The organism is Catenuloplanes niger (assembly GCF_031458255.1).
GTDB classification, from domain to species: domain Bacteria; phylum Actinomycetota; class Actinomycetes; order Mycobacteriales; family Micromonosporaceae; genus Catenuloplanes; species Catenuloplanes niger.
Window position 1 is genome coordinate 8,932,406 of the sequence record NZ_JAVDYC010000001.1, and the last position, 12,411, is coordinate 8,944,816.

Genomic DNA, 12,411 nt, shown 5'->3' on the forward strand with positions numbered 1-12,411 from the left:
TGGCGGGCCCGCCGGCCGGCCGTGGCGAGTCCGTGGCCGCGTACCGCCCGGATCGTCGTTGCGCGGCGATCGACGGGACCATCGACCCTTCTCCATGGGCGGCGTTCGGTGCACGCTGACGGTGACGACAGGACGAGGTGAGGACCATGAAGCACTCCTACCTGATCACCGTCGGCGTCGACGGATCCGACGGCGGCCGGCGGGCACTCGACTGGGCGGTCCGTGAAGCCGTGGCCCGCGGCGGCGCGGTCCGGGCGGTCTCCGTCTGGCTGTGGGACGGCTACGCCGACGGCGCCGTGGTCGGCCTCACCCCGCGGGAGCAGGCGGCGTACGTGACCGAGGTGCTGCACCGGGACATCGAGGACGTCACCCGCCGGTACGGCTCGAGCGTCCCGATCACCGCCGAGGTGGTCGAGGGAACTCCCGCCGCGGTGCTGACCACCGCGGCCCGCGACGGCGACCTGCTGGTGCTCGGTAGCCACGGGCACGGCCGGATCAGGCACGGACTGCTCGGCTCGGTCAGCGAGAGCTGCATCCACGCCGGCCCCTGCCCGGTGGTGGTCATTCCCGTGCCGGCCCCGGCCGGTGCCGCGGCGGCCTGACCGCGATGCCCACCACCGCGGTGGCACCGAGGTTGTTGCTGCACACTCCGCTGCTGCGCAGGCTGCTCGACGACCACGTGTGCGAGCTGACCTTCACCGTGCGGGCCGGGACCACCCGTACCGCCATGCCGGTCCGCTACGTCGGTACCGGCACGGAGATAGTGGTCAACGCTCCGGAAGCCGATCGCGACCCGTGGTGGATCGCGTTCCGGGACCCGGCGCCGGTGCGGCTGTGGCTGGCGGGCGAGCGGAGGCAGGGCCGCGGCCGGGCGGTCTGCCGCGGGCAGCCCGGCTGGGACCAGGCACGCCTGCTCTACCAACGACGATTCGCGCGCCCTTCCGTCACCGCACTGGACGTCCTTGTGGTGATCACGCTTGACCCGCGCGCGATCGAGTGAGAGACGATGGCTGGTGAGGGGAAGTGTGTGACATGACGGTCCTGGTGGCGTACGCGTCCGTGACCGGTGGAACGGCGGAGATCGCCGAATGGATCGCGGACGAGCTTCGTGCGACCGGTCTCGACGCGCACTCGGTCCCGGCCGGCGCGGTGCCCGATATCGCCCCCTACGAAGCGGTGGTCCTGGGCAGCGCGTTGCACATGTCCGGATGGCACGCGGACGCCCGTCGGTTCGCCCAGCGGTTCGGGCCGGTGCTCGCCGGCCGGCCCGCCTGGGTGTTCAGCAGCGGACCGCTGGAGGACGCCGGCGTCTGCGCGGCGGTGCCGCCCTGCACGCAGGCCGTCAACGCCATGCGGATGATGGGTACGCGTGACCATGCCACGTTCGGCGGCCGGCTGAGCGAGGAAGCGCACGGCTGGCTGGGTTTCGTGTCCCGGCGGATGGCCGCGAGCGGGCACGGCGGCGACTTCCGGGATCCCGCCCGGGTCCGTGCCTGGGCTCGTGAGATCGCCGGAGCCGTCCAGACCGCACAACGCACGTGACCGGCAGGCGCGCACCCCGGGTCATGCTCGCAGGCCGTGACCCGCGGGCTCAGCATGCATGCGCCGGATGATGCTGGACGCATGGACCGCCACCGGCTCCCGAAGGCCGTGTCATGATGCGGTGGTGGCGGCGGAGCAGACCGACTGGGGCGACCTGCTCGATGCCGTCGACTGGGTCGGCCCGGCGGACGAGTACTGGCCGTCGCACGCCGGCACGCGGACGTTGCTGCGCGGCCTGGCCGCCGATGATGCGCGGTCGGTGACGATGGGCCTGTCGCATCTGTGGGACTCGTTCGTCGAATATCCGAACGTGTTCCCGCCGACGGCGCCCGCCGTCGGGTACGTGCTGGCGCTGCTGGATCACCGGCCGGGCGGCGACTCGGTGATCCGGAGCCCGCGCGGGCAACTCCGGCCGTTGCGTGCCCATCTGCTGGCCTGGCTGTCCGCCGTGGCCGAGGCGGTCGGTGACGTTCGCGAGCGCGAGTTCGTCGAGCTCGCGGGGTACTCACCGGTGGAGTACCCGGCTTCGCCATGGCACACGATCAGGCAGCTGCGTCCCCGGATGTACGACACCGTCGCCGCGTTCCTGGACGACCCGCACCCGGCCGTACGGCAGGAGGCGATCGCCGCGGCGGCGGTGCTCGTACGAGTTCCGGAACTGGCCGTTCACCACCGGCGTATCGCTGCCGCGGCGCGGGCCTTCCTGGCCGCATGCACCGATCCGATCCGCAGGCGATGGGCGGAGGAAGCCTTCGGCGAGCTGACGGCCGGGAACTGATCCGGGCTGGGCGCCGGATCAGGGCCGGCGGGCCGGTGCGGCGCAGTTCGTGGTGGCCGGGAAGCCGGCCAGGCGGTGGCTGAGCCAGCGCACGGCGGTGTCCTGGTCGGTGAGCAGCGGCCCGAAGTGGTTGAGCAGCGCGCTGCTGCCCGGGGGCAGGGTGACCGGGGCGTAGACGACGGCGCCGCCGAGGCCGCACCAGGCGGTGGCCATCGCGCGGGCCTGGGCGTGCGGGACGAGGTTGTCGTTGACGCCGGTGGCGACGCGGACCACGCCGGTGGGCCGGCGGGTGCCGATGAGCTGGTCGTCGACGAAGTCCCGCAGGACGGGTTCGGCGGCGATGATCTCGGCCACCGATTCGCCGCCGGTGGTCCAGGTGGTGCTGCGCCGTCCCGCGTAGGTGAGGATGGCGTCGCCGACGCACATGGTGGACAGGTCCGCGAGTACGGCGCGGCCGGTGTCGTTGAGGTAGCGGTCGACCAGCGGCGCCAGGTCCGGCCGTGACTGCAGGAAGCCGTTGACCGACCAGCCGAGCGCGCCGAGCAGTTCGCTGCCGTCGATCGCGGCGGTGACCTGGGCGAGGTCGGCTGGTGGTGCGCCCGCGTAGGTGGCGCGCAGCGGGACGTCGGGGGCGTAGGTGGAGTGGAGTTCCGCGGCCGCGGCGGTCGCTCCGCCGCCCTGGCTGTAGCCGTACAGGCCGACCGCGGACCGGGCGGTGACCGAGGCGTACGGCAGTGCCACGGCGGCGCGGGCGGCGTCGAGGACGGCGTGGGCGCTGTCGACACGGTTGACGTAGGTGTGCAGCCGGTCGGTGGTGCCGAGGCCCACGTAGTCGGTCTGCACGACGGCGATGCCCCTGGCCAGCAGCCGGTAGATCGCCAGGATCTCGTAGCCGACGGAGACGGTGCTCCGCTCCGTACCGATGCCGAGGATAAGCCCTTTCTGCAGGGCCAGGGAGGTGGAGCACTGGTCGCCCTGGCCCATGGTGCCGGGTGCGAGCACGGCCAGCGGTCGCGGTCCGGGGCCGGGCCAGGGGAGTGCCGGTTCCAGGTAGGCGCCGGTGACGGCGACGGGCTCGCCCGCGGAGTCGGTGGACTTGTACATGATCCGGGTCGCGCTGCCCGGCATCGGGGAGGTGATGCCCGGCAGGCGCAGTGCGAGCGGCAGCGGCTCGGTGCGGACCAGCGCACCGTCGGCCGCGGGAAGGGTGGCCGGTGGGGTGTAGAAGGCGGGGATCGGGACGCCGCGCGACGTGACCGGCGGGTCGGCGGCGGCGGGGCGTGCGGCCAGGCCCGGTCCGGCGACGGTGGCGGCGAGCAGGGCGGCGCAGATGCGCGTACGCAGGGGCATGTCCGGCCTCTCGGTTCGGCGGGCCGTCGAGCGGGTGGCCTCGACGACTCCGGTTACCGGACGGTAACCCAGCCCTCCATGTGATTCAAGGCCATCTATTTGTCGACGTGGTGTGCCGGATCGGTCAGGGCGGACCGCAGTGCGGCGGTGAGGTCCGCGAGGGCCCGCGGCGCGCCACGGCACAGCCTCGGGAAAGCGAGGAAGCCGTGCGGCATGCCGGCGTAGGCGACCGTGCGCACGGGTACGCCCGCGGCGTGCAGGACGTCGGCGTACCGCAGCCCGTCGTCGCGGATGGGGTCGTGCTCGGCGACCTGGATCAGGGCGCGGGGGAGTCCGTGGTGGTCGGCGGCGAACAGCGGCGAGGCGTAGGGCTGCGTCGGGTCCGCGCCGCCCAGGTAGTGGTCGCGGTAGGTGACGATGTCGTCCCTGGTGAGGATCGGGGCGTCGGCATTCTCGTCGATCGACGGGCTGGCACCGGTGAGGTCGGTGGCCGGGTAGATCAGCGCCTGGAAGGAGATGGCCGGTCCCGAACGGTCGCGCGCCATCAGGGTGGTGACCGCGGCGAGGTTGCCGCCGGCACTGTCGCCCATGACGGCGAGCCGGCGCGGATCGGCGCCGAACTCCGCGGCGCGACCGGCCACGTCGGTCAGCGCGGCGTAGCAGTCCTCGGCGGCGGCCGGGAACCGGTGCGTCGGCGCGAGCCGGTAGTCGACCGACACGACGACCGCGCCCACCGCCGCGGCGACGTTGCTGCACAGCCAGTCGGCGGTGTCGAGAGAACCGACGACCCAGCCGCCGCCGTGGAAGTTCACGATCAGCGGCAGCGGTGTCCCGTCGTGCGTGGCGGGGCGGTAGCTGCGGATGCGCAGCGGGCCGGTCTCGCCGGCGGCGTGCGAGTCGGCGAGGGTGACGCCGCTCGCGACCGCGCCGAGCAGCAGGTCGGTGAGCGGATTGTGGCCGACCCGTACCCGCTGGTTGCGCAGGATCTGCTCGGTGCTCTGCCCGGTGATCGAGTTCCTGCGCAGCAGCCGGCCGAGCAGGCGTACGCGCAGATCGAGCTTTGCCATGGAGGCAGTCAACGCGCGCGGGACACGTCTGTCAACGCTGTTGACTCAGGCGTCCGGCGTGATCAGTTGCTGCAGCAGACCGCCGTACCGGCGGACGAACGCGGCCCGGTCGGTGGTGAGCCGGCCGTCACCGACGACCCAGAGCGCGTACAGCATCCCGCCGACCATCGCGGCCGCCATCCGCGCCCGCGCGTCGGCGTCCGGTCCGGACATCCGGGACCGCAGCGGCACCACGAACTCCCGCTCGTGCAGGCCGCGAAGATGCTCGGCGATCCGCGCCTCGGCGCTGCCCTGCAGCAGGGCGACGTAGGCCGGCCGGAACTGCTCACCGACGTCCAGCAGCATCTCGACGAGCCGGGTGCCCAGCGTCCCCAGCGGGGCGTCGAACGCCGACTCGTCGAGCCGCGGCCGTACGGCGTCCAGGAACAGCAGTTCCTTGCTGCCGAAATGACGGATGACCAGAGCGGGGTCGGCCTGGGCCGCCGCGGCGATGTCCCGGACCGAGGTGCCGGCGAAGCCGCGCTCCCGGAACAGCCGGGAGGCGGCCAGGTGGATCCGGTCGCGGGTCGGCGTGCCGGATCGTTGTCGGGTCATGCCGCATCCTAGGCCCGGGTCCGGTGTCCGGCGGCGTGTACGGTGACGGCGGTGTGCCACAGCCGATGTGAGGCGGGAACGACGACGTGAAGCGGAAACTTGTCACCCTGCGACGCCGTCACCGGGCCCCGTCGCTGATCGTTCTGGTTGCCACGTTGTGGATCGTCCTCATCGTCGTGCTCGTCACGGTGCAGCCGGTCCCCGCCCCCAAGTAGTCCCGCGCGCCGACCGCCGCACCGTGCCGGACCTGCCCGGCACCCGCTCGCCGTACGGGCCATAGGCTTGCCGTTCGGCCGGTATGGGGCCGGCTCACCGGCGATGGGAAAGGCACCGTGCACACAACAGAGGGAATCGTCGACTGCGCACTGTACGTCGGCGGTGTCCGCGCCCCCGGAAAGCATGATCTCGCCGCGCTGTACGAGCAGGCGCGGCAGACCCCAGGCGCGTTCGTGTGGATCGGGCTGCACGAGCCCGGCACCGCGCTGCTCGCCGAGGTCGCCGGGACGTTCGCCCTGCACCCGCTCGCCGTCGAGGACGTGGTGCACCAGGAGCAGCTGCCGAAGCTCGAACGGTACGGCGACACGGCGTTCCTCGTCCTGCGGGCCGCCGCCTACGTCGAGCACACCGAGCTGACCGAGAGCAGCGAGATCGTCGACACCGGCTCGGTACGCATGTTCGTCGGCCCGCGGTTCGTCGTCACCGTCCGGCACGGCCACGTCGGTGCGCTGCGCCAGGTCCGCGACGAGCTCGAGGCCACACCGGAGCAGCTGGCCGAAGGGCCGTGGGCGGTCGCGCACGGGGTGTGCGACCGGATCGTCGACGAGTACGTGCGGATCGCCGCCGCGATGCGCGCCGACGTCGACACGGTGGAGCGGGGCGTCTTCGCCCGCGACCGGGCGCTGCGCATCGAGCACATCTACCAGCTGAAACGGGAGCTGCTGGAGTTCCGCAGCGCCGTGCTGCCGTTGCAACAGCCGCTGGCGGCGCTGCAGGAGCCGCAGACCGCCGAGCTGCCCACCGAGATCCGGCGGTACTTCCGCGACGTCCGCGATCACCACTCGCGCGTGGTCGACCAGATCACCAAGTACGACGACCTGCTCAACTCGCTGCTCCAGGCACGCCTGGCGCAGGTGACCGTGGAACAGAACAACGACATGCGCAAGATCGCTTCGTGGGCGGCCATCGCCGCGATGCAGACCGCCATCGCCGGCATCTACGGCATGAACTTCACATTCATGCCCGAGCTGAAATGGCGGTACGGATACCCGGGCGTGCTGACGCTGATGCTGGTCGGCTCCGTCTTCCTGTACCGCCGGCTGCGCCGCGTCGGCTGGCTGTAGCCGCGCGCGGGGCCGGCCACCGGCGATCGGCCACCGGCGTACCGGCGGGAACGGTTCTGGATCGTCGGCTGCCCACCTTCGTGAACACCGTGGTCGCCAGTGGGCGAGGATCTGTGTAGATAAGAATCGAGAATACGCCGTGAGTGACAACATCCGAGCGCTTCGTCAAGTGACCAGCTGGTCGGCTGCGGTGCGGGCGATCGACTGGACCCATCTGTCCGGGCAGCTCGACATCGCTTTTCCCGACGAGTACAAGGCGCTGGTCGAAGCTTTTCCACCCGGCGAGTTCCAGACCTTCATAAAGGTTCTGCATCCGGAAGCATCCTCGGACGCCGACGCTTTTCGCGAAGAGGTGGCGGGCTATGCCGCTATTGTCGCCGACTGGGCAGCGGAACAGCCCCTTTCGTATCCGGTATATCCGGCCGTCGACGGGCTGATCCCCTGGGCGATCGTGGGATTCGATTACGTGTTCTGCTGGCGTCCGGGGGCAGGAGGCCCGGACACCTGGCCGACGATCGTCTGTAATGACGATGAAGAGCCGTGGCCGATTGTCGACCTGCCGACCGCAGCGGTTCTGAACGTACTGGTTACCGACCGGTCCGGCATCGAAGAGATGCGATACATCGCGGAGCATGTCCAGCCGCCGGACTTCACGCCGTTGCGAGGGTTCGAACCCGATCCGGCGGAGCCGGTGTCGAGACCTAGTGGGCAGTACTGGGTCAGCAACCTGCGGTCATACGCGCCGACGATCCTTGAGACCGTCCCCGTCGATGGACTTGCGCCGGTCGTCGAGGCCGTCGCGGTGCCCGGCTACGACATCTCCGAGTCCATGATGCGTGCGAAGCATGCGTTGCCCGGCGACTACTACGACATCGTCACAGCACTGGGCGCGGTGACAGCCGGCCCCGCTCGCCTCTGCGCACCCGATGGCTCCGTCAACGACTTCTTCGCGGTCGGCAAGGCCCTCGGCGACCGGGTCGCCGCCGAACGGAACCGCGGCGGCGGACCACCCGGAGCGATCGACCCCGAGGCCGGCGGCCTGATCCCATGGGGCCGGCTCGGTGGCGGGTACCTCGGCTGGGCGCGGACGTCAGGCAACCCCCACGAGTGGCCGGTAGTGGCACTCGATGCCTCACTCGGCCACCACGTGGCCTACCCGATGTCGACTTCGCGATTCCTCTATGAACTCGCCACGAACCCAGACGGGGTCGTGTTGCCGCCAGTGAGGTGATCTCAACGAGGACTTGCGGCGCGGTTCTGCTGTAGACACGGGCATATCGGGTCGAAGCGGATGGTGCTGGATATGGGCGTGGAGCCATCGATAGACAGGTTCTTGCGACGGAACAGGTCTACGAGAGGGCTCCACGTGATCGCTTATCCTGCCATGCTCGACGTGCCCAGGGAACTGGTGCGCTACCTTGCCCAGCTGCTGTCCGCCGAACGGCGGGCGAGGGGCACCCGTCGCGGGACACGGTCGTTGACCTGCTTCTACCAGGCGCTGCTGGTCATAGTGTGGTTCCGCAAAGCCGAAGACGCCACGGTGCTGGGCGCCGGGTTCGGGATCTCCCGGGCCACCGTTTACCGGTATCTCGCCGAAGGCATCACCGTGCTGTCCGCCCAGGCACCTGATCTGCATGAGGCGTTACAACGGGCCGCCGACGAGGGCTGGGCGTTCGTCATTCTGGACGGCAAGCTGTTCGACTGTGACCGCCTCGCGGAGACCGCCACCAGCGTGAAGGGCGAGACGATCGACGCCTGGTACTCGGGAAAGCACCGGGACTTCGGCGCGAACGTCCAGGCCGTCATGCGCCCTGACGGGCTGATCATCTGGACCTCACCGTCACTGCCCGGGCATATGCATGATCTCAGCTGCGCTCAGCAGCTGGGCGTCACCGCCGCGTTGAACTGGGCCGCCGCCGAACTGCAGCTGCCGGCCCTCGCCGACGCCGGCTACGAAGGAGCAGGTCACGGCATCAAAACCCCCACCAAACAACCGGCCGGCGGCCGGCAACTCGCGGTGGCGAACCGGACGGTGAACCGGCTGCTACGCGGCCTGCGCTGGCAAGGCGAACGCGGCTTCGCCATCCTCGTCGGCCGCTGGAAAACGCTACGCCATACCACCGCCAGCCCACGACGAATCGGTGACATCGTCGCCGCCGCACTTCACCTCACCCACTTCGAATACCGAATCCTGCCCGAAACTCACTGAGATCACCTCAGTGTGAGGCGGATTGTGATTTCTATCTGGGGGAGAACTGTAGTGAAATCGATACGAGGAACGACAGCTGTACTTCTGGCTGCGATTCTTGGCGGCGGGGGAATGATGGCCGGTGCGTAACACGTCGGGTCCTCGTTCCCTTGTTGATGAGGTTGCTTCGACTGATCACCTTACTTCTCGTTGTGCCTCGGAGCGGCGCACGCCGGCGCCGTGGAAGCCGGACATACCGAGGCGTTGCCGCACCGGTACATGCCGGATGACCACGTCGTCGCCGGCTCGGCCACCGTGGTGCGCCGGGTCATGACACGACACCGAGCGGGCCGCTGACGCCCAGTCGACTCTGCCTTCGCGGTGGTCAGCCGGTGTGGTGGGCTTCCTGTGGTGTTCGGGTGCCGGGCGGGTGTACGAAGGCGCGGACGCGGTTGAGGAGTTCCTGGCTGGTGAAGGGCTTCTCGACGATGGTGACGCCGTCGGGCAGGGTGCCGTTGCCGGTGAGGACGGGTTCGGCGTAGCCGGACATGTACAGCACGGGGATGCCGGGCCGGATGGCGCGGACGCGGGCGGCGACCTCGTTGCCGGTCATCTTCGGCATGATCACGTCGGTGAGCAGCAGGTCGATCCGGTCGGGGTGGGTCTGGGCCAGGTGCAGGGCCTGCTCGCCGCCGCTGGCGGAGAGGACGTGGTAGCCGGCGCGGGTCAGGATGCGGCCGGTGATCACGCGCAGGTCGTCCTCGTCCTCGACCATCAGGATGGTCTCGTGCGGTGCCTCGGCGGCGGCGGGCTCGGCGATCACCGTGGCGTCGGCGGGGGAGCCGGGCTCGGGGCGGCGGGCGTCGACGGCGGGCAGGACGACGGTGACGGTGGTGCCGATGCCGTTCTCGGAGTAGAGGTGCACGTCGCCGCCGGCGGCGGTGGCGATGCCGTAGACGGTGGCCAGGCCGAGGCCGGTGCCGGAGCCCTTGGGTTTGGTGGTGTAGAACGGCTCGAAGGCGCGTTCGATGACCTCCGGTGGCATGCCGGTGCCGGTGTCGCTGATCCGGACCCGCACGTACCGGCCCACCGGCAGGGGTGAGCTGGTGAGGTCGGCGTCGCCGATCTCGGCGTTGCTGGTGTCGATGGACAGGGTGCCGCCGCCGGGCATCGCGTCGCGGGCGTTGACGGCGAGGTTGACCAGGATCTGCTCGACCTGCCCGGGGTCGGCGTAGACCGGCCACAGATCCCGGTGCAGCGTGGTCATCAGGTGGATGTGTTCGCCGATCGCGCGGCGCAGCATCTGCTCGACGTCGCCGATGACGTGGTTGAGGTTGATCACCTCGGCTTGGGTGATGTCGCGCCGGCCGAAGGCGAGCAGCTGTTTCGTCAGCCGGGTGGCGCGTTCCGCGGCGCGGCTGATCTGGCCGAGGTCGACGCGGGCGGCGGCCATGTCCTCGGGAGCGGGGTCCGGCGACCCGATCACCTCGGCGATCATCGTGGAGTAGTTGCTGATCACGGCGAGGATGTTGTTGAAGTCGTGCGCGACACCGCCGGCGAGCTGGCCGAGGCTCTCCAGCCGGCGGGTGTGCTGCAGGCGTTTCTCGGCCGCGTCGCGTTCGGCCTGGGTGATGAGGCGTTCGCGTTCGGCCTGGGCGATCAGCCGGTCGGTGACGTCACGGATCGCGGTGGTGACGATCATGCCCTGGTCGGTGGTCACCGAGGACAGGCTGATCTCGGCGGGGAACTCGCTGCCGTCCTTGCGCACCGCGGCCAGGGCGGCGCCGGCGCCCATCGGGCGGCTGCGGGGATGCGCGAAGTAACGGTCGCGATGATGATGGTGCCCGCCACGATGGCGCTCGGGCACCAGGATGTCGACCGACTGGCCCACCAACTCGTCGCGCTGGTAGCCGAACAGCCGTTCGGCCTGCGCGTTGACCAGGGTGATGGTGCCCTCGTCGGTGACCCCGATCATCGCGTCCGGGGCTGCTTCCAGCACCTCTTCGAACATCGCCTCGGCGCGCTGGCGTTCGCTGATGTCGCGCGACACCGACGCCACGCCGGTGACCCGGCCGTCCGCGTCGGTGATCGGTGACATGGTCAGCACCGCGGTGATCACCGCACCGTCGCGGCGCCGGCGGGTCACCCGCTGCTGGTCGACGCGTTCACCCCGGGCGATGCGGGCCATGAACTGCGCTTCGACCGCTTCCTGGCCCGGCGGGAAGAGCATGGACGCGTGCCGGCCGACCGCTTCGCCGGCGGAGTACCCGTAGAGCCGTGCGGCACCGGCGTTCCAGCTGGTGATCACACCGTCCAGGGACTTGCCGATGATCGCGTCGTGTGACGATTCCACGATCACCGCCAGCTGTTCCCGTTCCGCGAGGGTCTGCGCCCGCTCGGCCAGCGCCGCGGCGTGCCTGGCCGGGATGGTGAACGCGGCGACGTCGTCCTCGGCGAACAGGCTGCGGTACCGGTTGAGCAGCAGTACCGCACCGCGGCCGTCCGCGCCCGGTACCGGTGCGACGGTGACGTATCGCGTGCCGGTGGCCTGGGCGAACCTGACCGCCACCGCGGGTGGATGAGCCCATCCCGCCAGCGCGTCGATCGTCGCGCCGACGTCCAGCAGCTCGTCGAGGCCCCGCCGGGTGCATACCAGGTCGACGAGCGTGCCGGCGCAGCCGGCCACGCGGACCATCTCGCCGGCGCCCGGCATCAGCACCACCACGGCATCCGTCCCGAGGACGCGTACGGCGCCCTCGCAGTAGCGCCGCCAGGTGCGCGCCGCCGGTTCCGCGGTCGGCGCGTCCAGCAGCAGATCGGTCACCGCGTACGCCGCACCGCGCGCCCAGATCCGGCGCAGCCAGCGCGGGGGCGCGAACGCCACCAGGTACAGCAGGCCGGAGACCACCGCCAGCACCCGGGATTGCAGCCACGTCTCCCGGCCGCCGGCGGACAGCAGCACCGCGACACCGAAGAGGCCGGTGCCGGCGGTCGCACACCACAACCGGGCGCGGGCGGCGCCGCCACGCCGGCGCGCCTGGGTGCCGAGCAGCCACGTCGCCACCGTCTCCAGGACGAAGAAGACCACCAGCGCCGGCCACAACTGCGGCCGGGGCAGCGGCCCGGCCGACGACGCCACGGCCGGCGCCACGCTCACCAGCCACGCCAGGACCGCCGCGTACCACCACCACGCCGGGACCGGGCAGAGCCAGCTCACCAGCCGCAGGGTGAACAGCGGTTTGGCCATCAGCAGCGCGACCGCCAGCATCGTCACCGGCTGTGGCAGCGGGCCGGTGAGCAGCCGGACCGCCCCGAGCACGAAGAGCATCGCGACCGAGGCGAACATCAACATCACGTCACGCATCAGCGGGTCCCGGCGGCGCAGGTACTGCCACGACACCCACGCCAGGATCACCGCGAACACCGACGTCACCAGGATCAACGCCATCGGAGCCTCAGTCCCGCCGGCAGGTCGGCCGACAATAGGGGCGAATTCCCCTCAGGCTACGACATAATGGTGAGCCTCGTTCGGAAAGCCGGGCCACCGGTCAC

General features: G+C 70.7%; 11 protein-coding genes. 7 read left to right on the forward strand and 4 right to left on the reverse strand.

Going from position 1 to position 12,411, the window contains the following annotated elements:
• Positions 1-146: 146 nt before the first annotated feature.
• The 4 genes from J2S44_RS39255 to J2S44_RS39270 all read left to right on the forward strand — a co-directional run bounded on the left by J2S44_RS39255 (position 147) and on the right by J2S44_RS39270 (position 2,320).
• Positions 147-602 carry a universal stress protein gene (locus J2S44_RS39255; RefSeq protein ID WP_310425109.1) on the forward strand — a complete coding sequence of 152 codons (456 nt, stop codon included), beginning with the start codon at positions 147-149 and terminating at the stop codon, positions 600-602.
• A 5-nt stretch (positions 603-607) separates the two neighbouring features.
• Complete coding sequence (locus J2S44_RS39260; RefSeq protein WP_310425111.1) at positions 608-1,000, forward strand: hypothetical protein; 393 nt, start codon at positions 608-610, stop codon at positions 998-1,000.
• Positions 1,001-1,032: 32 nt separating this feature from the next.
• On the forward strand, positions 1,033-1,542 hold the full coding sequence (locus J2S44_RS39265; protein WP_310425114.1) for a flavodoxin domain-containing protein: 510 nt from the start codon (positions 1,033-1,035) through the stop codon (positions 1,540-1,542).
• 124 nt (positions 1,543-1,666) lie between these two features.
• Positions 1,667-2,320, forward strand: coding sequence for a hypothetical protein (locus J2S44_RS39270; RefSeq protein ID WP_310425116.1), 654 nt, complete (start codon positions 1,667-1,669; stop codon positions 2,318-2,320).
• Between the two features lie 18 nt (positions 2,321-2,338).
• Here J2S44_RS39270 and J2S44_RS39275 read toward each other — a convergent pair whose 3' ends face one another.
• The 3 genes from J2S44_RS39275 to J2S44_RS39285 form a co-directional block, all read right to left on the reverse strand.
• Positions 2,339-3,670, reverse strand: a complete 1,332-nt coding sequence (locus J2S44_RS39275; protein ID WP_310425118.1) for a lipase family protein — start codon at positions 3,668-3,670, stop codon at positions 2,339-2,341.
• A gap of 95 nt (positions 3,671-3,765) precedes the next feature.
• Positions 3,766-4,737 (reverse strand): alpha/beta hydrolase, encoded by a 972-nt coding sequence (locus tag J2S44_RS39280; protein WP_310425120.1) that lies wholly within the window; start codon positions 4,735-4,737, stop codon positions 3,766-3,768.
• Positions 4,738-4,782: 45 nt separating this feature from the next.
• A complete protein-coding gene (locus tag J2S44_RS39285; RefSeq protein WP_310425123.1) occupies positions 4,783-5,331 on the reverse strand; it encodes a TetR/AcrR family transcriptional regulator in 549 nt (182 codons plus the stop codon).
• Positions 5,332-5,663: 332 nt separating this feature from the next.
• On the opposite strand from J2S44_RS39285, the gene corA reads away from it, so the two are divergent.
• From corA to J2S44_RS39300, 3 genes are all read left to right on the forward strand, one after another.
• The gene (gene corA, locus J2S44_RS39290; protein WP_310425127.1) at positions 5,664-6,671 is read left to right on the forward strand and encodes a magnesium/cobalt transporter CorA; all 1,008 of its coding nucleotides are present in this window, start codon (positions 5,664-5,666) and stop codon (positions 6,669-6,671) included.
• A gap of 139 nt (positions 6,672-6,810) precedes the next feature.
• Positions 6,811-7,902: an SMI1/KNR4 family protein gene (locus J2S44_RS39295; RefSeq protein ID WP_310425131.1), complete on the forward strand. Its 1,092-nt coding sequence runs from the start codon at positions 6,811-6,813 to the stop codon at positions 7,900-7,902.
• Positions 7,903-8,055: 153 nt separating this feature from the next.
• Positions 8,056-8,880: a transposase family protein gene (locus J2S44_RS39300; protein WP_310409445.1), complete on the forward strand. Its 825-nt coding sequence runs from the start codon at positions 8,056-8,058 to the stop codon at positions 8,878-8,880.
• A gap of 364 nt (positions 8,881-9,244) precedes the next feature.
• Here the strand turns inward: J2S44_RS39300 and J2S44_RS39305 are convergent, their stop codons facing one another.
• Positions 9,245-12,307 carry a PAS domain S-box protein gene (locus tag J2S44_RS39305; protein ID WP_310425134.1) on the reverse strand — a complete coding sequence of 1,021 codons (3,063 nt, stop codon included), beginning with the start codon at positions 12,305-12,307 and terminating at the stop codon, positions 9,245-9,247.
• Positions 12,308-12,411 lie beyond the last annotated feature (104 nt).

Bases quoted from the DNA above. Each gene is read 5' to 3' on its own strand.
- J2S44_RS39275 (WP_310425118.1), bottom strand. From the start codon at position 3,670: ATGCCCCTGCGTACGCGCATCTGCGCCGCCCTGCTCGCCGCCACCGTC.
- J2S44_RS39255 (WP_310425109.1), top strand. From the start codon at position 147: ATGAAGCACTCCTACCTGATCACCGTCGGCGTCGACGGATCCGACGGC.
- J2S44_RS39280 (WP_310425120.1), bottom strand. From the start codon at position 4,737: ATGGCAAAGCTCGATCTGCGCGTACGCCTGCTCGGCCGGCTGCTGCGC.
- J2S44_RS39300 (WP_310409445.1), top strand. From the start codon at position 8,056: ATGCTCGACGTGCCCAGGGAACTGGTGCGCTACCTTGCCCAGCTGCTG.
- J2S44_RS39305 (WP_310425134.1), bottom strand. From the start codon at position 12,307: ATGGCGTTGATCCTGGTGACGTCGGTGTTCGCGGTGATCCTGGCGTGG.
- J2S44_RS39285 (WP_310425123.1), bottom strand. From the start codon at position 5,331: ATGACCCGACAACGATCCGGCACGCCGACCCGCGACCGGATCCACCTG.
- J2S44_RS39265 (WP_310425114.1), top strand. From the start codon at position 1,033: ATGACGGTCCTGGTGGCGTACGCGTCCGTGACCGGTGGAACGGCGGAG.
- J2S44_RS39260 (WP_310425111.1), top strand. From the start codon at position 608: ATGCCCACCACCGCGGTGGCACCGAGGTTGTTGCTGCACACTCCGCTG.